This is a genomic window from Streptacidiphilus albus JL83 (assembly GCF_000744705.1).
Classification (GTDB): Bacteria; Actinomycetota; Actinomycetes; order Streptomycetales; family Streptomycetaceae; genus Streptacidiphilus; species Streptacidiphilus albus.
This window is the reverse complement of record NZ_JQML01000001.1, coordinates 1616613-1641470: the sequence shown is the minus strand read 5'-3', so window position 1 is coordinate 1641470 and position 24858 is coordinate 1616613. Positions and strand designations below refer to the sequence as shown.

Annotated in this window: 13 protein-coding genes and 2 pseudogenes; 5 read left to right on the top strand and 10 right to left on the bottom strand. The window is 66.9% G+C overall.

Annotated features, from left to right (window positions below):
* Positions 1-16 precede the first annotated feature (16 nt).
* Positions 17-1777: a transposase gene (locus BS75_RS07135; RefSeq protein ID WP_034087591.1), complete on the bottom strand. Its 1761-nt coding sequence runs from the start codon at positions 1775-1777 to the stop codon at positions 17-19.
* The gene (locus BS75_RS07130) at positions 1761-4583 is read right to left on the bottom strand and encodes a hypothetical protein (RefSeq protein ID WP_156164227.1); all 2823 of its coding nucleotides are present in this window, start codon (positions 4581-4583) and stop codon (positions 1761-1763) included. Before BS75_RS07130 ends, BS75_RS07135 begins: the two co-directional genes overlap by 17 nt.
* 356 nt (positions 4584-4939) lie before the next feature.
* On the opposite strand from BS75_RS07130, the gene BS75_RS47900 reads away from it, so the two are divergent.
* Positions 4940-5956 carry a hypothetical protein gene (locus tag BS75_RS47900; protein ID WP_156164226.1) on the top strand — a complete coding sequence of 339 codons (1017 nt, stop codon included), beginning with the start codon at positions 4940-4942 and terminating at the stop codon, positions 5954-5956.
* 16 nt (positions 5957-5972) lie between these two features.
* On the opposite strand, the gene BS75_RS07120 is transcribed toward BS75_RS47900, so the two are convergent.
* Positions 5973-7322: an IS701 family transposase gene (locus tag BS75_RS07120; protein ID WP_034087588.1), complete on the bottom strand. Its 1350-nt coding sequence runs from the start codon at positions 7320-7322 to the stop codon at positions 5973-5975.
* 206 nt (positions 7323-7528) lie between these two features.
* Here BS75_RS07120 and BS75_RS44010 point away from each other — a divergent pair, with 206 nt between their 5' ends.
* Together BS75_RS44010 and BS75_RS47895 are read left to right on the top strand one after the other, a co-directional pair.
* Positions 7529-15049, top strand: coding sequence for a polymorphic toxin-type HINT domain-containing protein (locus BS75_RS44010; protein ID WP_052069257.1), 7521 nt, complete (start codon positions 7529-7531; stop codon positions 15047-15049).
* Between the two features lies 1 nt (position 15050).
* Positions 15051-15431 carry a hypothetical protein gene (locus BS75_RS47895; protein WP_152646405.1) on the top strand — a complete coding sequence of 127 codons (381 nt, stop codon included), beginning with the start codon at positions 15051-15053 and terminating at the stop codon, positions 15429-15431.
* A gap of 92 nt (positions 15432-15523) precedes the next feature.
* On the opposite strand, the pseudogene BS75_RS07110 reads toward BS75_RS47895, so the two are convergent.
* From BS75_RS07110 to BS75_RS07085, 7 genes and pseudogenes are all read right to left on the bottom strand, one after another.
* Positions 15524-16429, bottom strand: a pseudogene (locus tag BS75_RS07110) (tyrosine-type recombinase/integrase); the annotation flags it as partial.
* A 33-nt stretch (positions 16430-16462) separates the two neighbouring features.
* On the bottom strand, positions 16463-17395 hold the full coding sequence (locus BS75_RS07105; protein WP_081982160.1) for an IS3 family transposase: 933 nt from the start codon (positions 17393-17395) through the stop codon (positions 16463-16465).
* A 93-nt stretch (positions 17396-17488) separates the two neighbouring features.
* Positions 17489-18742, bottom strand: a complete 1254-nt coding sequence (gene ltrA / locus BS75_RS07100; protein WP_034087255.1) for a group II intron reverse transcriptase/maturase — start codon at positions 18740-18742, stop codon at positions 17489-17491.
* Between the two features lie 582 nt (positions 18743-19324).
* Positions 19325-19612: a transposase gene (locus BS75_RS46190; protein WP_081982159.1), complete on the bottom strand. Its 288-nt coding sequence runs from the start codon at positions 19610-19612 to the stop codon at positions 19325-19327.
* Between the two features lie 53 nt (positions 19613-19665).
* A pseudogene (locus tag BS75_RS07095) lies at positions 19666-20097 on the bottom strand (tyrosine-type recombinase/integrase); the annotation flags it as partial.
* Positions 20097-20282, bottom strand: coding sequence for a helix-turn-helix domain-containing protein (locus BS75_RS07090; protein ID WP_034087587.1), 186 nt, complete (start codon positions 20280-20282; stop codon positions 20097-20099). The pseudogene BS75_RS07095 and the gene BS75_RS07090, both read right to left, overlap by 1 nt.
* Positions 20279-22000: a replication initiator gene (locus tag BS75_RS07085; protein WP_034087586.1), complete on the bottom strand. Its 1722-nt coding sequence runs from the start codon at positions 21998-22000 to the stop codon at positions 20279-20281. Before BS75_RS07085 ends, BS75_RS07090 begins: the two co-directional genes overlap by 4 nt.
* 349 nt (positions 22001-22349) lie before the next feature.
* Between BS75_RS07085 and BS75_RS07080 the strand changes: the two genes are divergently transcribed.
* A complete protein-coding gene (locus tag BS75_RS07080; protein WP_231607703.1) occupies positions 22350-22658 on the top strand; it encodes a winged helix-turn-helix domain-containing protein in 309 nt (102 codons plus the stop codon).
* 143 nt (positions 22659-22801) lie between these two features.
* On the top strand, positions 22802-24571 hold the full coding sequence (locus BS75_RS07075; RefSeq protein WP_197091910.1) for a transposase: 1770 nt from the start codon (positions 22802-22804) through the stop codon (positions 24569-24571).
* Positions 24572-24858 lie beyond the last annotated feature (287 nt).

Genomic DNA, 24858 nt, shown 5'->3' with positions numbered 1-24858 from the left:
CTGCTGCGCTATTCGGTTATGCGGTGAGTCGGTAGCTGAGGTGGGTGAGTCTGCTGGCGCGTGACAGTGCAGGTGGGGTTCCTTCGGTGCTCCAGTGGGCGTCGAGGCGGATGACGTTGAGTGCGGCGGCGGAGAAGGCGTGCTGGAGACGGACCTTGGGCAGGCCGCGGTAACGGGCCCGGCGGATTCCGGTGACGTCCAGGGCCTGGTTGATGGTGCCCTCGATCCCGGCGCGCAGGGCGTACTTGGCTTGCCAGGTATCGGTCTTCTGCTCGGTGCGGGCGGCGGTCAGTGCCTGGTGGAGCTCGCGGGGCTGGAGCGTGAGCATGCGGGTGCCGCGTCGCGAGGCGGTGCACTGCTCGCGTGCGGGGCAGGGCCGGCAGTCGCTGCGGGCGAAGTCGACGACGATCGCGTCGTGGCCGTGCTGCCGGACCGGGTACCAGCCGCTGCTTGTCCTGCCTTCGGGGCAGCGGACCTGGCGGGCCTTCCAGTCGATGCGGAAGGCGTCCTTGGCGTAGCCGGTGTCGGCCCTGGCCTGGGGCGAGGTGTCGGGCCGGAGCGGGGTGACCATGGTGATGCCCTGCTCGGAGGCGGCCCGGACCAGCGCGGCGGAAGGGTATCCGGCGTCAAGGTAGTGCTCGCCCGGTGCCAGGCCCCGCGTCGCCAGGTTCTCCTGGACCGGCGCGGTGGCGTTCACGTCCGGCACGGTCGCGTCGGTGGTGTACACATCCGTGATCAGCCGCACCGGCAGACGCCCGGGCGACGGCTCACCACCGGCTTCGGCTTCGGCTTCGGCTTCGGCTTCGGCTTCGGCTTCGGCTTCGGGAGGAGCATCGCAGCTCTCTGTCAGATGGATCTTGTATCCGCACCAGAACAGGTCCCCGCCTTTCGCCGCCCAGCGCGCGTCCGGGTCGTACGGAGAGGCGAGGCGCGTATGGCCGGGCGGGACGCCGTCACTGTCGGCCTCCCGCTTGCGGATCACCTCCCGTCCCCGGGTGTCGGTGGCAACCAGGTACGTTTGCACCGTGATCCGCCGCAGCAGCGCAACGGGCTCCAGGGTCCGCAGCACCGGAGGGGCTGTCGGTGCCCACACCGCCCGCAGCAGGGCGACGGCGTCCTGCCCGAACACCGTGGCCAGCCGTTCCCGCTTGACCTGGGAGGAAGGTATCTTCCAACCGTTCACCCGCTCGCCGTAGCGCAGCGCGAGCTCGGGCACGTTCACTGCCTGGGCCAGCCAGGCCGGAGCGACCACCGCCAGCGCTTCCAGCGCCGCGCGCACCGATTCCCCAGCCAGCTCGAGGCGGTTCAGGTCACGCACCGCGCTGATCACGTGCGTGGAGTCCGTGCGCTGCTTGCCCCCGGCCCCGACCAGGCCCTGCCCGCGGCACCAGTCCAGCAGCCGGTCGAAGACCACACGCTCCATCCCGTGCTCGACCAGCCGCGCCCGGAACCGGGCCAGCACACTGTCATCGAAGCCGGTCGCGCCCAGCTCCATCCCCATCGCGTACTTCCAGTCGATCGCGCGAACCGCCATCGCCGCCGCCTGCCGATCCGTCAGGTCCTCGGCGAACTGCAACACCGTGACCAGCGACAACAAGGCCGGCGACAGCCCCGGGGCACCCCGGACCCCGAACGCACCCGCGAACGGCTCGTCCGCGAAGACCTCACCAAGCCTGTCCCGCACGCTCATCGCCAGCGACCCCTGCGGAAACGCCGACCGTGCCACCCGGACCGTATCCGCCGGAATCTCCGGCAAGCCCCTAACCTGCAACGACATCGCACCACCCCCTGCGACCCCACGACAGGACAGTGGCCGCAGAAGCGATCATCCCCTCAACCATCATGCTCATGCAGCGAATTGCGCAGCAGAGTCTCAGGCTGCCGCGATGGGCGACCAGGTAGTTCTTCCAGGTGTCTTTGGTGGGGCTGTCGGTTGGGACGGAGACCAGGACCGGTGCGGTGTAGGCAGCGGCTGCCTGGGGCTGGGTCTGGGCGGTGGCGCTCTGGGCGGTGTCGGTGTTGCCCGGGATCACCTCGAGATCGCCAGTGCTGGTGGTGGAGACCAGGTCGGGGACTCCGTCGCCGGTGACGTCACCGGGGGTGACCTTGGAGTTGGGGTTCCACGGGACAGTGAAGGTATAGGAGGCTGGAGCCTGTGACGGGTTGCCGGCCTTGTCGACGGCCATGACGTACAGGGTGTGTACCCCCCAGTTCGGAATGGGGAGGTTGAGGGTGGCGCTGGCGGTGGGATCGTTGCTGCCGTCGGTTCCGGTGCTGGTGGTGGGGAGAGAGAGCCCGACGGAGGTGGTGGGTTCGGAGTCGAGCCGGTAGACGAAGTGGTCGATGCCGCTGGCGGTGCAGCTGCCACGGGTGCAGGTGCTCGCCGGGAGTGGGTCTGTGGCGGTCACTGCGAAATTCAGGGTGACGAGCTGGCCGTTGACCTCTGTGCCGGCGTACACCACGGGCTTGGGTGCGCCGGAGCCCACAGGTGGGAAGGACGCACTGGTGGCCGTATCCGGAGTCAGGGTCGGGGTGTTGGGCGGGGTTGCGTCAATGGAGAAGTGACAGCCGGTTGCGGTGGGGGAGACCAGGCCGGTCGTGTCTCTGGCCCAGGTGTCCCACTGGTAGGTGTGGCCGTCCTGGACGACGAAGCCCAGTGCGGTGTTGACGCTGGTGCCAGAGGCCACCAGGCCGCTGGTTGGGACGTTCATGAGTTTCGGGTTGCCGGCGCCGTCATTGGTGGTGTCGTCGAATACGTTGAACCAGGCGCCGACGTTCTCGCCCGGTGCCTTGGCGGTTACGGTGGCGTTGAGGTGGATGTCACTGCTGCTACCGGTGACAGCGCTGGCACCGATCCAGCCACTGCTGCTGGGACTGCACACACCGGCGCTGGTTGCGCTGGTCTGGGGCAGGGGGTTCATGGTCAGAGCGCCGATGGTCGGCGCGATGTCGTAGGTGGTGGTCAGCACCAGGGTGGTTGACAGGCGCAAGTAGTTGTTGCCGTCGCTGGTGTTCTCGTCGCCGACCATGACCATGGTCCAGTACGGAGCATTGCTCCCGGCGATAGTTCTGGCCTGGGTGGTGACAGTGAAGCTGGCGTCATTGTCGCTGCAGGTGCTGTTGGGGTTGTGGGCGCTTGTGACAGTGGTGGGTACTGCGGCGAAGTTCTTGTCGTCGAGGGACGGCTGATTGTGCCAGTCGGTTCCTGAGTCGACCTGGCCGATGCCGGTGTGCAGGGTGACTGGCTCCTTCTGGGAGCAGTCCCAGTCAGCCGCGTAGGTGGCCTGGACCGTGACGAGGGCGCTTGACACATTCATTGTGCTGTTGAGGTTCGTGGTACTGACGTTGTACAGAGCGCGTTCGAAGCCGTCGCCGCAGGTGCCGCCTTGGCTCTGGTAGCCAACGCCCAGTCCCCACGTCTGTGCGATCTTGTACTGCGGGGTGCCGGAGCAGGTGCTGCTGGAGTAGACCTGGTCGAAGCTGCCTGAACCGTTGGTGGCGACGCCGGGGTCGAGGTAGACCGGATACATGGTGTCCGGCGAGGTGAGCAGCGTGTTGTCCGGGGTCAGGGTGATGGCCGTGCTGGTGGTGGTCATCGTGAGCGGGGCGACCTGTGCGTCGGAGCCCGGCCCGTCTACCGAGGAGGCTGAGGTCTCCGAGACCGGGGTGGACGTCGCACTGGTGCTCGGTGCGTCAGTCGCGCTGGCACTGGAGGTGGTGCTTGCGACGGCGTTGTCGGCCCGCAGAGCTTGATGACGCGTAGTGACGCTGCTGCCAGCGGCTGTGCTGCTCGCTGCTGTGGATGCGGTGGCGCTTGCGATGGAAGAGCTGGCCGTGGTGTTGGAGTCCCACATGAGCGGAGCAGGGCTGGTGTAGGACGTGGTGCCGTCGGATGCCGTGGCGGAGAAACCACCTGACGGTGTGCCGGACAGGGTCAGACCGTTGGTGGAGGCGGCGAGTGTGAGTTGGGTGATGAGCGGGTTGGCCGCTGCTGCCGCGCTGTGGACGATCAGGACGTCGCTGAACCCGCCCTGGTTCGTCACGGTGAGCGAGAGGTCGACTCCGGGTAGGACGGACGAGTACAGGGCGGTGTCTCCGCTGACGGCGGGCGCGGGCAGGGTGAACGGCAAGGTCAGGGCGAGGGTGTTGCCCGATGGGTCGGTCATGGTGACAACTGGTCCGCTGCCGCCGCCGGAGAGGGCGATTGCGTCGGGGGTGGCGGTCGGCGAGTAGGTGCTCCCGGGGTTCGCGGCCAGGGTGGCGTTGACCGGCGTCCAGGCGCCGTTTTGTTGCACGCGCACCGGCTGGTTGCTGTTGGTGGAGGTGAACGTTCCGTCGGTGTTGGCGGTCACGGTCTGTGTCTGTGTGGTCAGCGAGGTGACCGGTACTGCCTGCCCTGTGGAGAGGGCCTGGGTCTGTGCGGCAGCCATCGCGGAGCTGGTCGGGTTGGTGCCTGACGCGCTGTCGGCGACGGCCGGAACGGCGGTGCCGGCCAGTAGCAGTCCGGCGAGGGCTGGGATCAGCGCGAGTTTGCGCCGTTTTGATCGACGCGCAGGGCGTCGGGCGGCATACGGGGGCAACACGAGGCGGTACTCCTTGGTTTTCCAGCGAACGATGCACTTGTGACCTTTGACACATTCACTGGGATGCGGATGGAGTCAATTGAGTTCGCGCTGACCGATTTGCCTGCGAGTGTTGTTGTTCGTGCTCTGCATAGAGCGGACATAACTGACACTAAGTTTGCAGACGCCCAGGTCATGGCGGCTGGACAGGGTATTGCGCCCAGTCCTGCCGAATCAATAGCGTCCCGGTGGCCGTACACCGCGTACGGCCTTGTACGTCACGCGCTGACACATGTGCGTGCCTGGGTGGGGGTTGTTCGGTGGCAGGCAGGCGTCGCTGGTTCGCGAGTACGCAGTACCGCTTCTGGGGGCGGGCGTTGACCTATGCCACGACCGCAACCGTGGTGCTGGCGCTGACCGCGCCGACGGCGGTGGCGCAGGACCTGGGCCCCTACCACTTCAAGGGAACGGTGTGGAATCCGAAGGCGCTGCCGGCAGCGCCGGTCGTGAGCGGTCATGCGCTCACCAAACGGACAGCGACTACCCACCCCAAGGACTACAGGGCACTGGGCAGTTATCAGGCGACCGCGCCGGTGTGGCCCGCCGCCGGAACCGCCACCGTCGCCCTGACCCACACCGTCACTGCAGTGCGGACCGCCGCGTCCGCAGGCGCCCCTTCGTCGGCAGTCGCCAAGACCGCCTCGCCGTCAGTTCCCGGCATAGGGAGCCGAGCGAAGACAGGTACGGCCCGACTCTTCTCCCCCTCGCCGGCTTCACCTGCGGCCACATCGTCGCCTTTGCCGTCCGCGGTGGTCTCGCAGGTGGTGCCGGTGTCTGGTCCGGTGAAGGCGGGCTCGCTTCCGGTCTGGGTGGCACCTGTTGCCGCAACTGCGACCGGTGGCAAACGCAGTGCAACTCTGGTGGGGGCACAGGCGCCGGCACAGGTGCGGGTGCAGGTCGCGTCACACGCGCAGACGTTGGCGGCCGGCGCAGACGGGATGCTGCTGGAGGTTGCGCGCGCGGACGGCAGGACGGCGGCCGGATCGGTGCAGGTGGTCATCGACTACTCAACGCTGGTCAAGGCATACGGCGGCGGATTCGGCTCTCGGCTGGAACTCGTTGTGGTCCCGGCCTGCGCGCTGACGACGCCCCAGGTCGTGGCCTGTCGTACTCGTACCCCGGTCGCCTTCAGTAACCGTGCCAATGCCGACCAGCTCACTGCCACCCTTCCGCTGTCCGTCCAGCGGGCCAGCGCGACGGCTGCACAGTCGCCTCTCTCCTCCGGGTCGGCGCGGTCGGCGCTGTCCGCGCAGGCGGCTGGCACGGGACTGGAGGTGATCTCGGGGACGTCGGGTTCGCAGGGCAACTATGCGGCTACGTCACGGCAGCTGTAGATCGTGATCTTTGGGTTCATGGGGTGCTGTCGGCGTAGGCGTGCCAGCGTTGGTGGCAGGCGCGGGCGCGGTGTTGGTGGCGGCGTCGCCAGGCGGACCAGCGCAGGACGTGGCCGGCGTCCCGGCGGGGCGTGGGGAGGATCAGTAGCCGGAGCAGGCGCAGGAGTTCGAAGCTGCTGAGTGGGACCAGCTCGAGCCCGGCGGGTGTGGGTTCGCCTGCTTCGAGGGCGGTGGCGACGGCGAGGAATGCGTAGGCGACCAGGGCGGCGGTGGACCAGCGGTGCCAGCTGGTCCAGGTGGTGACCTGGCCTTTGTCCAGGCCGACGGTGTTCTTCGCGGCTTGGAAGTCTTCCTCGATCTTCCAGCGCAGGCACACGATGCCCACCAGCCGCGCCAGGCTCGCCGGTATCGGGCTCCAGCAACGGTAGTAGGAGACGGTTCCGGTGTAGCGGTGGCGGCGGGCCAGCAGCACCGAGACCCCGCCTTCCGCGTGGTCGGCGGGGGTGTCGTCGGGGTGGACGTCGAGCATGGCCCAGTCGTAGTCGCGTGCGCCCTTGCTGCCGGTTCCGGTGCGCATCCGCTGCCAGGCCCCCTTGGGGACCAGGGCTTTCGCCTTGGCGGCGGACAGCCTGGCGCCCGAGGGCAGGGTGAGGTGGTGGCTGCTGCGGACCGCGACTGCGTAGCCGAGGCCGAGCCGGCGGCAGGTGGTCCGCAGGGCCTTGGCGCCGTAGACCTCGTCCCCGGCGAAGAAGCTCGCGCGGACCCCGGCGGCGTGCGCCTTCTCCAGCATGGCCTGGGCCTGGGCGGTCTTGGTTGCGAACATCAACTCCTCTGGCACGCCCGTGTGTTCGCGACGCTCCTCGTCGGCGGCCCACTGACGGCCGAGGTAGTGGACGCGGTCGACGATGGTGTGGCCGCGGCTGGTGGCGTAGGTGAGGTGGACGGCGACCTGGCACAGGCCGATCCCGCCGAGCGAGCCGGAGTACTGGTGGGCGGCGCCGACCGCGTCGGTGGAGGACTTCGCGTCGCCGGTCTCGTCCGCGATCAGCACCGCGTCGCCGTCGTCCAGCGCGGCGACGGCCCAGGCGGCGGCCGCGTCCAGCACCGCTTCGTCGTCCCAGCTCGCGCGGGAGAGCAGGTGCTGCAGGCGGTGTGGGCCGCTGTGGCCGATCGCCTCGGCCAGGGTCCAGCAGTTGACGTTCTCCAGTTCCATCAGCAGCCCCTCGGCGAGCTGGCGGAACGTCGAACGCGTCTCCCGGCGGGGAAAACCGCTGGCCACAGCGCCCATGAGGTCCTCGAAGAGCTCACGGTGCCAGTCATGCGCTATCGTCGGCGCGGCAGCCGCCGCGTACTGATGTTGAGTCACATCTCGTCATGATCGCGGCGGCTGTCCTCATGCCCGCAGACGGCCCCGGCCTCGCTGACCAGGAGCAACACCACCGAGATCACGATCTACAGCTGCCGTGTACGTCCTTGAACGCGTCGGGAACCTGGCAGACCACAGGCGCGGGGGCGTTCACTTACTCGTACCCCATCGACGTTCCAACGGCGCTGGGCATATCGGGCCCTTCGGTGTCGCTGAACTACGACTCGCAGTCCGTCGACGGCGAGACCTCAGCCCGTAATTCACAGTCGTCGTGGATCGGTGACGGTTGGGACTACGCTCCCGGGTTCATCGAGCGCTCCTACCGCTCGTGCGGGTCGCTGCTGGACTCCTCGGGCAACCACGTACTCAAGGGCTCGGGCGACGAGTGCTGGGGCGGAGACAACGCCACCATCTCCTTCGGTGCCTACTCGGGGGTGCTGGTTCCCACGGCAACCACGATCGCGGCGCCTACTGGCGGCAGCGTGGTGCAGCAGTGGGTCTTCCAGACCGATGACGGCACGGTGGTGCAGGAGCTGACGGGGGCGCAGAACGGCCTGTATCAGGGTGTCTACTACCGTGTACTGACTACTGACGGCACCGCGGCGTACTTCGGTGCGGAGCACGCCCCGACCGGGGTCGGCACGCAGGCTGCGATGCAGACCGGTACGCCGACCGACGCGTCGACGAACTCGGCATGGGGTGTGCCGGTGATGCACCCGGTCACAGGCGACCCGTGCTACAGCTCGTCCACGGGGACGGCGTCGAAGTGCTCAGGGAACGAGGGCTGGCGCTGGAACCTGGACTTCACGGTCTCGCCCACCGGGTTCGTGCAGCGCTACGACTACTCTCCCGAGACGAACTACTACGACCTGGGCGGCGGGCAGGTCGCCGCGTCCAACGGATCGGGGACCCTGACCGCTTACACCCGTGGCGGGACGCTCACCACGATTTCCTACGGCTATCGGCTGGCTGACGAGCTGGCCGGACGCACCCCTGCGGCGCAGGTGGACTTTGCCTCCGCGCAGCGCTGTCAGACCTCCTCCACGTTCACGGCAGCGGACTGCGCCGCCAGCAACCTGAACGCGACCACAGCGCCCAACTGGCCCGATGTGCCGTACGACCTGGACTGCCCGTCGACCGACAGCACCACTCTGCCGTCGGGTTCGACCACAGTTCCGGCGAATGTGTGCGTCACGGCGTCGCCGACGTTCTGGTCCACCACGCGACTGGACTCAATCACCACCAAGGTGAATGTGGTGGGCAGCGGCCTGACACCAGTGGACTCGTACCAGCTCGGGCAGGTGTACTCCGCTGCCGGCGGCACCGTTGACCCGGTGACGGGCACGACGGTGGACCCGAAGGACACGGGATCGCTGCAGGCAGTGATGTGGCTGCAGTCCATTCAGCACACCGGCGACGCGGACGCCGCCGCCGGCGGCAGCAGTCCGATCACGCTCAACCAGGTCTCCTTCACCGGCATCGAGATCGACAATCGGGTCAACGACGTGGAACCTTCCGCGCCTCCGCTCTACCACCCTCGGATCCTCACGATCCAGACCGAGACCGGTGAGAGCATCGCGGTCAACTACAACCTCACGCCCTGCCAGGGGCTGACGTTGTCCATGGCGAATGCGGACACCAACACCAACTCCTGCTATCCGGTCTACTGGACTCCGACCGGTGAATCCCAGCCGATCGCGGACTGGTTCAATAAGATCACGGTTCACACGGTGATCGCTTCCGACCTGACCCTGGCCTCGCAGTACACACCGAACTCCACAAAGATCCCGGCCGGCTCCGCACCACAGGTATCGACCTACGCCTACAGCGGCGCGGCCTGGCACCGCGACGACTCCGCGCAGACCGACGACCAGTACCGGACCTGGGACCAGTTCCGCGGGTTCCGTACGGTCACGGTCCAGACCGGCGCAGCTCCGGATCCAGTCACCCAGTCGGTCACCACCTACCTGCAGGGTATGGACGGCGACTACCTCGCCGACGGGTCCCAGCGCAGCGTGACCGTGCTTGCAAAGGTTGCCGGAAACACCGTCGAATCGATCACTGACTCCGACCACCTGGCCGGTACACCACTGGAGACCGATACCTACACCGCCGCCGGCGGCACGATCGACGCCGAAACCGTGACCGGCCCGTTCGCTTTCGCCGCCACTGCGAGCGTCGCACAGACCCCGTGGACGGACTGGAACAGCACCGACGACCCGCCGCCGGCAACGCAGCCAACCCTGTCCACGCTGCCCAACCTGACCGCTTACCGCGTCAAGTCCACCACCAGTAGCGGCTACGCGCTCCTGGCCAGTAAGACCTGGCGCCAGACGAAGATAGTCACCAACTACGACACGCAGGGCCGTGTGTCTACCGTCGACAACCTGGGCGACGTCAGCGTGCCGTCCCAGGAGCAGTGCACCACCACCACCTACGCCGCGCCCTCCGCCATGAACCCGATGATGCTGGGCTTTCCGGACCAGGTCACCAGTGTCTCGGGTGGCTGCGTGGCCGCGACCAGCTCCACGTTGCTGTCGGACAAGCAGATGTACTACGACGGCAACGGCACACTCTCGGCTCTGGGAACTTTCGGGCAGCTGGACCAGTCCAGCCCTCCCACTGCTCCCGCGGCCGGGCAGCTGACCGCAAGCAGGACCGCCACGAATATCAGTGAAGCAGGGGCCGAGACCTGGCAGACCACCGCCGCGATGACCTACGACGGTGCCGGCCGGACAACGCAGATCCTGGACAGCAACGGAAGGCCCACCGCGACCAAGTTCGAACCCGCGTGGACCAGCGCCGGCGGCAACACCACCCCGACCACCATGATCACCACGAACTCGCAGGGCTGGCCCACCACCTCGACCCTCGACCCCCTGCGCGGGCTGACTACCGACAGCGTCGACCCCAACGGCCGGATCACCGATACCACCTACGATGCGCTCGGTCGCAGGACTGCGGTATGGCTGCCGGGGCGCTCGAAGGCGGCTGGGCAGAGCGCAGACGAGACGTTCACCTATTCGATCAACCCTGGCGCCGTGCCCGCTCCGGGCGGCACGATCACCAACGGCGGTGCCCCGAATGCGGTGACCACACGGACTCTGCGTGATGACGGTACCTACGCGACATCGGTCACCATCTACGACGGCATGCTGCAGCCGAGGCAGACCCAGACCCAGGCTCAGGGCGACCTGAACTCGGGGACGGTGGTGTCGGATGACTTCTACGACTCGCATGGCTGGCCCGAGGTCTCCTACGCCTCTTACGACGAGCCGAGCATCAGCCCGTCCACGACGATATTCGCAGCGAACGAGACCGACGTCCCCTCGGAGACGGTCACGCAGTACGACGGCCAGGGCCGCGACACAGCCGATCAGCTCTACCACACGGGTATCCTGCAGTGGCAGTCCACCGCCTCCTACTCCGGCGCGGACGAGACCCAGGCCACCGGACCAGCTGGCAGCACGACCACGGACACGTTCACCAACGCGCTTGGGCAGACCACCGCCACCACGGTCAAGGACACTGACGCCGTGGTGAAGTTGACTCCCGGGCAGGTCATTCCGTCGGGGACGTCGTTGACCTCGGGTACGGTGCGGCTCACGATGCAGGCCAGCGGGAACCTGGTGCTGACTGGCTTGGTCTCGGGCAGTGTCCTGTGGTCATCCGCTACTTCGAGTAGTGGGGCTTGGGCCGAGTTCGGGTCCGACGGCAACCTGGCGGTCTACAGCACCACTGGCACGCAACTGTGGTCCAGCGGCCTGGCGGCCGGCACCGGCACCGTGCTGCAGATCCAGAACGACGCCAACGTGGTCATCTACAACAGCGCCGGGACATCCGTGTGGGCGAGCAACACCGCCAACGACGCCTCCGAGGCCGACGCGACGACCAGCTACACCTACAAGCCCGCAGGTCAGGTTGCGACGGTCACGGACGCGGCCCAGAACACTTGGACCTACAACTACAACCTGCTCGGCCAGGAGACCTCGGCGACGGACCCGAACATGGGGACGACCACTTACGGACCGTACGACAACATGGGAAACCTGGAGCAGACCACCGACCCGCGCGGGCAGACGTTGTCCTACCAGTACGACTGGGACAACCGGGTGGTGGGGGAGTACGGCTGGACGGGGACGGGCAGCCCGAGCGCGAACAACCAGTTGGCCGGATACACCTACGACACCCTCGTAGACGGCTACCCCACCTCCTCCACACGGTACGTGGGCGGATCCGGCACGACTGGCAAGGCATACACCGAGGCGGTCCTGGGCTACAACACCGCCTACCAGCCCACCGGTGAGAGCGAGAGCGTCCCGTCGAGCGACGGGTTCCCGCAGCCCACACTCCCGTCCGGGATCAAGGTACCGGCCGGACAGACGCTGTTCGTCAACGAGTTCACCTACACAACGAACATCGGCCTGCTGGACACCAGCACCTACGGCAACGATGGCGGGCTGCCCGCCGAGCGGATCACCTACGGCTACAACCAGCAGGGCGACCTGAACGGCTTCGGAGGGTTCATCACCTCCACCAACACCACCAACTACCTAGACCAGACCGACCACGACGACTTCGGCCGCGTCGTGCAGACCAACTACGGCAACAGCGGCAGCGAACTGACCAACTACGCCGCCTACGACCAGACCACCGGCCGGGTCATCCAGACCAGCAGCCTGCTGCAGAACTCCACAACCGCACTGGATACCACCAACTACCGCTATGACCAGGCTGGGGACATCACCGCTGTCTCCGACGTGCAGAACAACACCAGCACCGACACCCAGTGCTTCACCTACGACTCCTTCCAGCGCCTGACCCAGGCGTGGACCGACACCGCTGGCATCACCAGCTCTACCAGCGCCCCCGTGGGCGGTGTGGGCAGTTGCTACACAGCCACCCCGCAGACCACCACGACCAGCCCCATCAACCCCACCAGCGTCGGCGACACAGCAGGGGACGCCTACTGGCAGACCTACACCTACGACCTGCTCGGCGACCGCACCGGCATGGTCAACCACGACACCACCGGCAACGCACTGAACGACACAACGCAGTCGATCACCTACGCCGGTAGCAACGCGACCACCTCCGCGGCGTCCGACCCCGATCAGGCCGGGGCAGTCACGACCTCCAACCCCAGCGTGGGTACCTCGGTGCAGACCCCCACCTACGCCGACCCCAGCAGCACCCCGGTGGCGAACCAGAACGCCGGCAACACCATGACCCGCACCGCCACCAGCGGCCCGCTGAACTCCGGACTCAAGTCCACGAGTAGCGGCACCGTCGGCCAGGCGCTGTGCGCCTCGGACTCCGGAGGCAGCGCCACCGTCGGCACCGTCCAGGTCACCTGGCCCTGCCACCCGGGTGCCAGCTACAACTACACCCTCGGCTCCGACGGCACCCTGAAGGTTGTCGGCATGTGCGTCGACACTGCCGGGGAAGCCAAGAGTGCCGGCACCGCCGTGGTCATCAACACCTGCAACAGTGCGGACGCGACCCAGAAGTGGGAGGTCGGGACCGGCGACACACTCGTCAACATCGCGTCGAACCTCTGCCTCACAGACCCGTCGGGCAAGACCAACAACGGCGTGGGACTGACCATCGCCGCCTGCGGTGCCGCCGGCCAGATCTGGACCACCATCGGCGCCACCAGCGCCATCGCACCCGGCACCGACCAGACCCTGACCTACAACCTCGACGAGACGACCGCATCGGTCACCACCGCCAACGGTGCAGCGACACAGACCAGCAGCTACCTCTACGACGCGGAAGGCGACCTCCTCGAGCAGGGCTCCAGCGTCAACGGTGCCGCCAGCACCCTCATCCTCTATCTGTTCGGCGGAGCCGAGCAGATCACGCAAGCCGTGCCCAACAAGTCCTGCACCGCCTTGCGGAACTACACCGGACCAGACGGCACCACCATTACGCGCACCAACACCGGCGCCATCGCCTACCAGGTAGCGAATCTCCAGGGCACCGCCACCACCGCGATCAACGCCACTACCCTCGCAGTCACCCGTCGTGCCTACGACCCCTACGGCAACCCCCGCGGTGCCCAACCCACCACCTGGATCGCGGCTGGCGAGAACCACGGCTACCTCGGCCAGCCCACCGACACCAATAGCGGCCTCGACCTTCTCGGTGCGCGCAACTACGACCCCGCCCAGGGCCGTTTCCTTACCCCGGACCCCGTTTTCGAAGCCGGTGACCCCAACCAGATGGGCGGCTACACCTACTCCGGAGACAACCCAGCCACCGGCAGCGACCCCTCCGGCCTCGAATTGGAAGGATCGGACGGCTCATCCTCCGGCCCAATCCAGCCCGCGCCCCCTGCTGATTCGGGTTCGTACAGTGGCAGCAGCACCGCCGCGGCATGGGGGGCGACAGGCCACGAATTCAAGGGCGTCGTGGCCGGCTACATGGACCAGGCCATTGGATGGCTCAACAAAAACAATCCGTGTGCCAATCTGGCCAACTACACCTCCAATGTCAGTGGCACCATTGGCGTAGCCTCGCCCACCATGTCGACTAGTTCGACACCCTTTGCCGACGTTCTTGGCGTAGATAAGAATTCTGGTGCGTATAAGCTCGGCTATTGGGGCGGGGCTGCAGTCGATGCCGCATCCGTCGCCGGGGACATCCTTGACGCGATCACGGGTTCACGTTTGATAACGAAGCTCAGAAATGAACTAAAACTGCTCACCTCGAGCGATGATGGTGGAACGCCGCCAAGTGCATCGGGGCACAGTACTACATCGGGGCATAGCACTACTTCGAGCGGTACTGGAACGGACCCGGCTACTACTCCGACCGATCCGGCAACAGGCACAGGAAGTACCAAGACTTCCGACGCCGTTGTGGATAGCACCGCGGGTACGGGCTGTCACAGCTTCCTGCCAGACACTGAAGTCCTCATGGCGGATGGCACAGTCAGGGAAATCAAGAACATCAAGCCCGGGGACAACGTCCTCGCGACAGACCCGCTCACAGGGAAGTCCGTCGCCCGACCTGTCACAGACTTGATCACCACTCCGGAGGACCAGAACTTCGCCGACCTGACCATCGCCACCACAAAGGGGCCTGCGCACCTCACGGCGACCGTTACCCACCCGTTCTGGGTGATCAGCTACCACGCGTGGATCGACGCCGGCAACCTCAAGCCCGGCATGGCCCTGCTCACCGCAGGCGGGACCGCCACCTCAGTGCTTGCCATTCACACTTTCCACCATGCCTACCTCACCCACGACCTGACGGTCGCCTTCACCCACACGTACTATGTACTCGCGGGCACCACGCCGATCTTGGTGCACAATACCAATTCCGGCATGTGCGATCTCAACGATGGCTATTTGTACCGTGGACTCGCTAAGGGTCATCATGAATATGACGCCGCTGCGCAAGGCCGTGCGGTGCCTCGCGGAACCAGCACGGACATCGATGCTCACACGGGTGGAAATGCGACTGATACCATCTACACTTCATGGTCGGACGACCCCGAAGTCGCCCAGTTCGGCGCCGAAAATCTGGGGGACAACTATGTCGGGGAAGGTGTGATGCTGCGCGTCAGGGTGGAAGGTATCGATTCGTCAAGAGTCATTCAGATTCACGGGACCCAGTATGAAAGGTTCTTCGAAGACGAACATCTCATCTCTGGTGAAATCCTGGCTGACGATATAAGCACCGACTTCGGGGAGACCTGGTCGCCCGTCAGGAGGCAATGAGATGAACGAAGTTTCCGCGAGTGAACTGATCGCCGCGTTCGATTCCGATTCCGAGGCCGGCATCCAGGCCAAGAATGCATTGATTTCTGGAGCGCCTTTCGAGATCTGGCTCGATCCCCTTCCGGCGTCGAGGCTTCGGGGTATCCTTCGCGGGAGGGTGAGAAGCCTGCAGCGGCGTGGTAAGCCGATTGTCGGGGTTACTGAATGCCTTGCGAGTCTTGCCGAAAAGGGCGAGCAGGGACTTCTTGTGGCCTACGTGGACGATCGCGAACGTGCCGGATACCTATTTCCCCTCTACTTGGATCCACAACCGCTCAAAGTAGTCGGATGCCTAGGGTTTGGCTCCTCCCCCGAAGGCGGCTCCAACGCCGGTCCCGAGTAATACCCCGGGGAGGGGAAGCCGCACAGTGTCCCACCGGGATCTGGTTTCCGGTGGGACACTGCAGTGTCTGACGGCAGTAGTTGACGGCAACGTCAGCGGACGAGGGCTGCACAAAGCGGTGGTTCGTCGCCGTCGTCGCGTCGCCTGGTGGGCTGCGCGGGCTCGCGGAGGGCGCGGCCGAGGAGGTCGATGGCGTCGCGCTGGAGGCGGAGCCGGACGTGGGCGTATACCGTCGCGGTCACGCCAATGTGGGCGTGACCCAACAATTCCTTGATCACGACGAGCTCGACGCCCTGCTCCAGGAGCAGGGTCGCCGCCGAGTGCCGGAGGTCGTGGAAGCGAATGCGGCGGAGAGTGGCCCGGCGGAGCAGGGTGTTGAAGTGCCGGGTGAGTGTTGCTCCCTCGATCGGGGAGCCGTCGGGCCGGGTGAAGACGTAGCCGCTCGCTTTCCAGCCCGCCCCTGCTGCTTCGCGTTCCTGACGTTGCTGGTCGCGGTGCTGTTCGAGTGAGCGCAGGCACTCGGTGGGCAGGGCGATGCGCCGCTCCGAGCTCCGTGTCTTCGTCGGTAGGGCCGTCAGGCCGCTGGAGTTGGTGCGCTGCAAGGTGCGGCGGATGCTGGCGGTTGCGCCGGCCAGGTCAAGGTCTTCCCAGCGCAGGCCGAGGAGTTCACCCTTGCGCAGTCCGGTGCGCAGGGCGAGTTCGAACAGCGCGCTCAGCCGGTGGCCGCTCGTGGCGGACAGGAACGCGCGCGCCTCCTCAGCGGTGAGGGGCTCGAACCGGCGGGGTCGGGGCGTACCCATGCGGACGTTCCTGGCGACGTTGCGCGGGATCTCCTCCTCACGGACGGCGTGCTCCAGGGCGGACTTGAGTACGGAGTGCACGTAGGCCAGCGTCAGCGCGGAGAGCCGCTTGCGGCAGCACTTGTCGATCGCGCAGCACTGGGGCTGGTCGCGGGCGGTGTCGAGGCCGCGTGCGCAGCACTGGCAGGTGGTGCGGAGGTGTGGAGGCCGACCGATTTCGAAGACAGTCTTCTATGCTGCTAGTGCTGCGCTAAATGTAGACCTGCTCTCGAATTCATAGGGCGATAGGTAGCCAAGTTCCCGCTGAATCCTGCTTCTATTGTAGTAGGACTCGACATATTCAAATATGGCGGTTTTGACCTGCTTGATTGTTGCCCATACATGCAGGTGAATGAGTTCCTTCTTGAGGGTTGCGTTGAAGGACTCGGCCGCAGCGTTGTCGAAGCAGATCCCCGTCTTTCCTACCGAAGGGATGACCCCGTTGTCAAGGCAGTGGTCGCGAAATCTACTGCCGGTGTACTGGCTGCCACGATCCGTGTGCATCACGGCTTCTCCCTGGCCTGGCCGGCGGTTGCGGATGGCCATATCGAGCGCCTGGACCACCATGTCTTCACGCATATTGTCAGCGATGGACCAGCCGATGAGCTTGCGCGAGTATCCGTCGATCACCGTGGCCATATAGGCCCAGCCCTCTGCGGTATGAATATATGTGATGTCCCCGTACCATATTTGGTCTTTCTTTTCCGGGACGAAGTTGCGCTCGACGAGATCCACCAGGCCCCGTCGGTTCGCGGGGTCCTGGAGGGTGGTGGCCCTGTAGGGGCTGGGGTGGACGCAGGCCAGTCCAGCAGCCCTGGCCAGGCGCCGGACACGCTTGGGCGACACGCGCTCGCCCTGGCGGGCCAGCTGGGCGTGTATCCGATCGATTCCGTACCTTCCCTTATTCGTTTTGTCGATGGCGATGATGAGTCGCGTGAGCTCGACATCGCGCCGCGCGTGCCGGGACTCCTCCCTGCCGATCCACGCATAGAAGCCGGCTCGAGATACATGCAGCATCTGGCACATGAAGTTGATGGGATACCTGAAGCGGCGCGGCTTGCCAGCCTGCTCGTCTCTGACTTGCAGGATAAAGGCGAACTTTATTGATTCTGGCTTGCAAACCACGCCGCTGGTCGGGTGGCCCGGAGGAATCACACCTCCGGGCTCCCACAGATCCCGGCGTGACAGTCTCCCGTCACCGGGCTCCTATTGTCCTGGTCACCAGAACGAATGGACCCACTTCCACTGCGCGAACAGAAGCGGCCACATCTTGGTGGTCCCCTTCCACGCCTTGTGGAACTTCTTGAAGGTCTTCAACCGCCGGAACTTCTTACGGACCCAGCGCATCAGGTAGTGATTGATGCGCCGCAGGAGGGGATACAGCTCGGTGCGGTAGAACGCCCCGTAATACTGCATCCAGCCGCGCACGATCGGATTGATCCTGCGGGCCAGTTCTGCCAGCGTGAGGCCGATGAGCCGATGAAGCCGCCAGGAGCGGACCTCCGCGCTCATCTTCTTCAGGGCATCCTTGCTGACCGCGGGCAGGAACGAGGTGAACAACTCCCCGTTCCGGTCCTTGGCCGCTCGCGGCTGGAAAGTGAACCCGAGGAAGGTGAACGATCCGGCGGTCACTCCGCCGGCCCGCCTCCCGGTCCCGCAGTACACGATCCTGGTCTTGGCCGGGTGCAGTTGCAGCCCGACCTCCTCCATCCTGTGCGTCAGCGCCACCAGCACCTCGCGGGCCTGGTACTCACTCACGCAGTGCACCACCGCGTCGTCCGCGTAGCGCTCGAACTGCACGCCCGGATACTCCCGGGCCAGCCACATGTCGAACGCGTAGTGCATGAACAGGTTCGCGAGGACGGGCGAAACCGAAGACCCCTGCGGGGTTCCCAACGTCCGCTCGCGCAAGGTCCCGTCGGGCAGTTGCAGTGGGGCGGCGAGCCATCGCCGCACATACAGCAGCACCCAGCGGGCATCGGTGTGCGCCTCCACCGCCTTGACGATGAGGTCCCAGCGCACGGTGTCGAAGAATTTGGCGACATCGAGATCGATGACCCAGTTCTTCTTCCAGCAGCGCTCCCGGCAGGCCGCGACCGCGTCCAGGGCCGACCGTCCGGGGCGGTAGCCGTAGGAGTCGGGATGGAACACCGGTTCCACCCGTCTCTCCAGATGGGCTGCCACCACCGTCTGGGCGATCCGGTCCGCGACCGTGGGCACTCCGAGCAAACGAACCCCTCCGCCGTTCGGCTTGGGGATCTCCACCGCTCGCACCGCAGGCGGAAAGTAGCTTCCCGAGGACATCCGGTTCCAGATCTTGTAGAGCTTCCCCTTCAGATCCTTCTCGAACTCCTCGATCGAGCAACCGTCAACCCCCGGTGCACCCTTGTTGGCCTTCACTTTCAGATACGCCTCCCAGACTTCCCGCTTCGAGATATCGAACGGCCTGTCTGGAGACTTCAGCTCGCTCACGCAGCTCCTCCCAGGGAACTCCTGGTTGACCAAACAAACGAACCACGGACAATCCGGCCCCTTCGCTCCGCTCCCACCGCGCCCAGCAGGAGCTTCACCGCTACTACGAACCGGTCCGCCAACACGACCTGCCTCGGTACTCAATCCCTCACGAGGTCTTCGCTCGGGAGTCTCCCTTTCGCCGACCGTCCGCCGAAGCAGCCGGTCGGACGGCATCAGGCCGTGCCTTCCCACGTTCCGCACAGAAGCCGCAGATCAGGATCACGTCACCTCCACGCCGGGCACCACCTGGCCAATCGACGGGCACCCGCCAGGCTGATCCCGGGCCAAAAAGTAACACCCGGTTTTGATGCCGTTTCATCAATAACGACGCGTCAACAGTGGCCCCCCGAAAGGGGTTGCGCTCCGTCTTCCTGATCCCCACCTGACGCCTCTTGGACGCCTTTTCCACAGTCGCTCACCACGGTCGCGTCACCGCTTCCGCAGCATGTGGCGGTTTGAAGCCTCCCCCCGCAGGGCGGCTCCGAAGGGCCATCGGTCCTTCATCTCCTGTGCAGCACCGCGCTCAGCTACTTGACTACCTCAAGCCGCCTCCCGCGTTCGTGGCACACCTTTTTTTAGAAAATCCCGCTCCATTCGGAGCTTTCGGTTTTCCTCTTCGAGTTCCTTCATATGGACGCGCTCATCGATAGTAAGCGGCTTGTCTTTGATGCTTCCGCTCCTCTTTGCGGCATTTACCCAGCTCCCGAGGGTTCCCTCGTTCAGGCCGAGGTCCCGGGCGATCTCAGCCACGGGCCGGCCGGAGCTCACTACAAGCTCTACGGCCTCTGCCTTGTATTCCGGAGCGTACTTCTTCCGCTTTGAAACCATCGTGCACTTCCCACTTGACACTGCGATGAACTACTTCCAGTGTCCACGAAAGTGGTCGGGGTCCAGTGGTCGAGCCAGGTGCGGACGTCCTTGGCGGTGAGCTTGGCGAGTTTCTTCTTGCCCAGGCCCGGGAGGAGGTAGAGGCGGACGACGGCGGTGTAGCGGGTGTGGGTGTTCTCGCGGAGTCGGTGGACGGCGACGGTCTCCAGCCAGTAGGCCAGGAACGTGCCGAGGCTGCCCTGAGCGGAGGGGGCGGGGACGCCGCGGTTGCTGGTGGCGATCTTCTCGGTGAGCTGGGCCAGGGCGTCCTTGCGGGTGGTGCCGTAGACGTGGATGCGCTTGCGGGTGTCGCCGGTGGCGAGGACGTATCCGGCGGCTTCCCAGCGGCCGTCCTTGCGCTGGTAGACGGTGCCGTCGCCGTTGGCGCGGACCCTGCGCGAGCCGGTACCGGGGGTGGAGGCGGGGTTGGTGCCGGAGTTGGTCATCAGGCTGCCTCTTCGAGGTGGTGGTGGATGAGGGCGGTCAGGGCGTGGGCGGGGATGCGGCGGGCGCGGCCGAGGGTGATGGAGGCGAGCTGGCGGGTGCGGATGAGGTCGTAGACGGTGGAGCGGCTGATCTTGAGGCGGGCCATGACCTCGGGGACGGTGAGGAGTTCGGCGTCGGTGGTCACGAGGTCGCCTCCGTCTGGACGGTGGCGGTCAGCGGGCCGCACCAGTCACCGGCCCGGTCACTGGTGCGCCGTGCGCGCCGAGGACGGTCCGGGTGCTCGGGCTGGGGCTTCGGCGTGGCGGCCAGGAGGTCGGCGAGGTGGGCGAGTTCGGGCAGGAGGCCGGTTCCGGCGTACTGCCAGTGCGAGATCACCAGGGTCGTGTCCGCGTCGCCGGATCGCCCGCGCTTGTCGTGTTGACCGGTGCGGTGACCGGGGCCGGAGTCGGTGTGACCGGCGGTCAGGTCACTGCGGTCATCGCGGTCACCGTGCCGGTCAGTGACCGGGCGACCCTCGCGCACTGGTCCCTGCTCGGCGGATCGGCCGACCAGAGCCGGGTCGGCCGCCGTCAAGGCGGCGGCTGCGGGTTGACGGGTGCGCCAGGTGGTGCGTTCTGCTCGGAGGTGGGTGAGGGTGGTGGAGTAGTGGCGGGTGCGGGTGGAGAAGTGGCCTCGGAAGCCGAGCATGTGGGCCCACTGCCGCAGGCGCAGGTGGGCGTGCTGGGGCTGGGTGCCGAGGTGCCAGGCGGTGTGGATCATGCGGCGGGCGTGGTCTGTGAGGTCGTGCTGGGCGAGTTCGGCCAGGAGGCGGAGTCGGCGGTCGAGGGTGCCGGTGGTGGTCTCGGCTCCCTTGGTGGCGTACTTGGCGATGTAGGCGGCGACGTGCCGGTCGGTGACGGGGGCGTCGCCGGTGAAGTCGGTGCTGCGGATCGCGCGGACGTCGATCTGCCGCCCGAACCGGAACACCGTGGGCTCAGGGGGTTGTGCCCTGTGGCCGTCCCCGGCCCCGGAGAGGTGCTGGACGCGGGTGCGTTTGGCGGCGGCGCGGACGGCGTGGTCGAGGAGTTCGGTGGTGGCCCAGGCGGGTGGGGTGCTGGTGGGGCCGGTGGGTCCGTCGATGCGGATGACGGTGTGGAAGTGGATCTGGCCGCGCTTTTGGTATTCGGCGACCTTGGCGTAGGAGAGCGTGGCGTGGTGGCGCAGGGTGCGTTGGGTGAGTCCGGCGGCGTGGGCGATCTCGCGGCGTAGGTGGGTGGTGAAGCGGGCCCACAGGGCTGGGGCGTGGGCGTTCCAGAGCACCGCGCCGGTGTAGTCGTACCGTGCCGGGTTCAGCGGTGTGCCGAGGAGCGGGTCGCCGTCGCCGTGCCGGGTGCCGCAGGTGCAGGGGGCGGTGCCGGGTTGGTTGTGGACGGGGCCGAAGCCGGGGGCGGTGAGGGTGGCGAAGACGCGGGGGTGGGTGGCGACGGTTGTGGGGACGGTCTTGCCGCCGCGCAGTCCGGCGGCGATGAGCTGGTAGGTGTCGTAGCGGTAGAGGGTGGAGCAGGCGGGGCAGCGGGTGGCGCGGCGGTTGCCGCAGCGCACCAGGAGGTGGCCGGCGGGCAGGCGGCGGGTGTCGAGGTGGTCGAGGATCTGGCCGGTGGCGGTGTCCAGGCGGGTGCGGTGTCCGGTCATGCGGATCGGGCGGGCGCAGCCGCCGAGTGAGCCGATCTGCCGGGCCAGGGGCGCGAGGTGTCCGGTGGCGGCGAGCTTGGCCAGCCTGGCCGTCAGCCGCGCCCGGCGTTCCAGCGCCGAGCCGCTGTTCGCGGAGGCGTCGGCCTTCCTGTCGTGCGCTGGTTCGGTGAACGGCGCGATCGAGTGCGCGGATGCGGATGGTGGGGTGGGGAGTTGGAGCTGTGCGGGCATGGAGACAGACCTCCGGCAGGGGTCGAGAGAAGAGGGGATGGCAGAGAGAGGACCCGGATGGTCAGCACACGGGGGAACGGGGTGGCTGACAGCGGGCGCAGACGATAGGCCGGGGACGTCTGGCCTGGTCAGCGGTGGTGTTCACCAGCGGTGCGTGAAGGTAGCATCGCTTCAAGCGCGCATTCAAGTGCATCCCTCCTCATCTGTTTCGGTGGGCGGTTGGGATGCGGGCAGTGTGGACCCGGTTTCCCGTTTTGGACGGGCCGGATTTCGGTGGTAGTGGCGTGGAGAGGGCAGGTGACCTGCGGTGACAACAGGGCGGCAAGGACGCAGAGCGGCGGGAAGCACGGTGCTGCTGACGTTCGAGGTCATCGCCGAGGCCCTGCGGGGGCAGATCCGCTCCGGTGGGCTGAAGCCGGGGGACGCGCTGCCGACGCAGGCGGTACTGATGGCGGAGTTCGGGGCCTCCAGCCTGTCCGTGCAGAAGGCCATGGCCCTGCTGAAGCAGGACGGCTACGCGATCTCCCGCCCCGGCAAAGGAGCCTTCGTCGCCCGCCTCGACGCCGACGCCGACGCCGATGACTCGGAGGTGGGGAGCGCGCCTTTGGGCGGGACGGTGACTCTGCTGCGCAATTCGCTGCATGAGCATGATGGTTGAGGGGATGATCGCTTCTGCGGCCACTGTCCTGTCGTGGGGTCGCAGGGGGTGGTGCGATGTCGTTGCAGGTTAGGGGCTTGCCGGAGATTCCGGCGGATACGGTCCGGGTGGCACGGTCGGCGTTTCCGCAGGGGTCGCTGGCGATGAGCGTGCGGGACAGGCTTGGTGAGGTCTTCGCGGACGAGCCGTTCGCGGGTGCGTTCGGGGTCCGGGGTGCCCCGGGGCTGTCGCCGGCCTTGTTGTCGCTGGTCACGGTGTTGCAGTTCGCCGAGGACCTGACGGATCGGCAGGCGGCGGCGATGGCGGTTCGCGCGATCGACTGGAAGTACGCGATGGGGATGGAGCTGGGCGCGACCGGCTTCGATGACAGTGTGCTGGCCCGGTTCCGGGCGCGGCTGGTCGAGCACGGGATGGAGCGTGTGGTCTTCGACCGGCTGCTGGACTGGTGCCGCGGGCAGGGCCTGGTCGGGGCCGGGGGCAAGCAGCGCACGGACTCCACGCACGTGATCAGCGCGGTGCGTGACCTGAACCGCCTCGAGCTGGCTGGGGAATCGGTGCGCGCGGCGCTGGAAGCGCTGGCGGTGGTCGCTCCGGCCTGGCTGGCCCAGGCAGTGAACGTGCCCGAGCTCGCGCTGCGCTACGGCGAGCGGGTGAACGGTTGGAAGATACCTTCCTCCCAGGTCAAGCGGGAACGGCTGGCCACGGTGTTCGGGCAGGACGCCGTCGCCCTGCTGCGGGCGGTGTGGGCACCGACAGCCCCTCCGGTGCTGCGGACCCTGGAGCCCGTTGCGCTGCTGCGGCGGATCACGGTGCAAACGTACCTGGTTGCCACCGACACCCGGGGACGGGAGGTGATCCGCAAGCGGGAGGCCGACAGTGACGGCGTCCCGCCCGGCCATACGCGCCTCGCCTCTCCGTACGACCCGGACGCGCGCTGGGCGGCGAAAGGCGAGGACCTGTTCTGGTGCGGATACAAGATCCATCTGACAGAGAGCTGCGATGCTCCTCCCGAAGCCGAAGCCGAAGCCGAAGCCGAAGCCGAAGCCGAAGCCGAAGCCGAAGCCGAAGCCGAAGCCGAAGCCGAAGCCGAAGCCGAAGCCGAAGCCGAAGCCGAAGCCGAAGCCGAAGCCGAAGCCGAAGCCGAAGCCGAAGCCGGTGGTGAGCCGTCGCCCGGGCGTCTGCCGGTGCGGCTGATCACGGATGTGTACACCACCGACGCGACCGTGCCGGACGTGAACGCCACCGCGCCGGTCCAGGAGAACCTGGCGACGCGGGGCCTGGCACCGGGCGAGCACTACCTTGACGCCGGATACCCTTCCGCCGCGCTGGTCCGGGCCGCCTCCGAGCAGGGCATCACCATGGTCACCCCGCTCCGGCCCGACACCTCGCCCCAGGCCAGGGCCGACACCGGCTACGCCAAGGACGCCTTCCGCATCGACTGGAAGGCCCGCCAGGTCCGCTGCCCCGAAGGCAGGACAAGCAGCGGCTGGTACCCGGTCCGGCAGCACGGCCACGACGCGATCGTCGTCGACTTCGCCCGCAGCGACTGCCGGCCCTGCCCCGCACGCGAGCAGTGCACCGCCTCGCGACGCGGCACCCGCATGCTCACGCTCCAGCCCCGCGAGCTCCACCAGGCACTGACCGCCGCCCGCACCGAGCAGAAGACCGATACCTGGCAAGCCAAGTACGCCCTGCGCGCCGGGATCGAGGGCACCATCAACCAGGCCCTGGACGTCACCGGAATCCGCCGGGCCCGTTACCGCGGCCTGCCCAAGGTCCGTCTCCAGCACGCCTTCTCCGCCGCCGCACTCAACGTCATCCGCCTCGACGCCCACTGGAGCACCGAAGGAACCCCACCTGCACTGTCACGCGCCAGCAGACTCACCCACCTCAGCTACCGACTCACCGCATAACCGAATAGCGCAGCAGAGTCGACGGTGGCTCGCGTCGAGGTGCTGGAGCTGGCACTGGCCGAGGCGCTCGAACAGCTCGCCGGTCTGCGCGACCGCGTCGAAGCCCTGGAGCTGAGCGGCACACACCAGATTTGACCTGGGTATATCCGTTCACGGGTCACTGGATCGGGTGAGATTCCCGGCCCTCGGCGCGTCGCGTGCGTGACCCGGATAGGGTCGGCTCGGGTTCAGGGCCCCGCCGGGATGGTGGTCGTGTCGACGCCAGGGGCGCCGGGGAGGCAGACTGG

Excerpts from the sequence above, each read along its gene's own strand:
- BS75_RS07135 (WP_034087591.1), bottom strand. The coding sequence starts at position 1,777 with ATGTCGTTGCAGGTTAGGGGCTTGCCGGAGATTCCGGCGGATACGGTC.
- BS75_RS47895 (WP_152646405.1), top strand. The coding sequence starts at position 15,051 with ATGAACGAAGTTTCCGCGAGTGAACTGATCGCCGCGTTCGATTCCGAT.
- BS75_RS46190 (WP_081982159.1), bottom strand. The coding sequence starts at position 19,612 with ATGGTTTCAAAGCGGAAGAAGTACGCTCCGGAATACAAGGCAGAGGCC.
- BS75_RS07085 (WP_034087586.1), bottom strand. The coding sequence starts at position 22,000 with ATGCCCGCACAGCTCCAACTCCCCACCCCACCATCCGCATCCGCGCAC.
- BS75_RS07075 (WP_197091910.1), top strand. The coding sequence starts at position 22,802 with ATGAGCGTGCGGGACAGGCTTGGTGAGGTCTTCGCGGACGAGCCGTTC.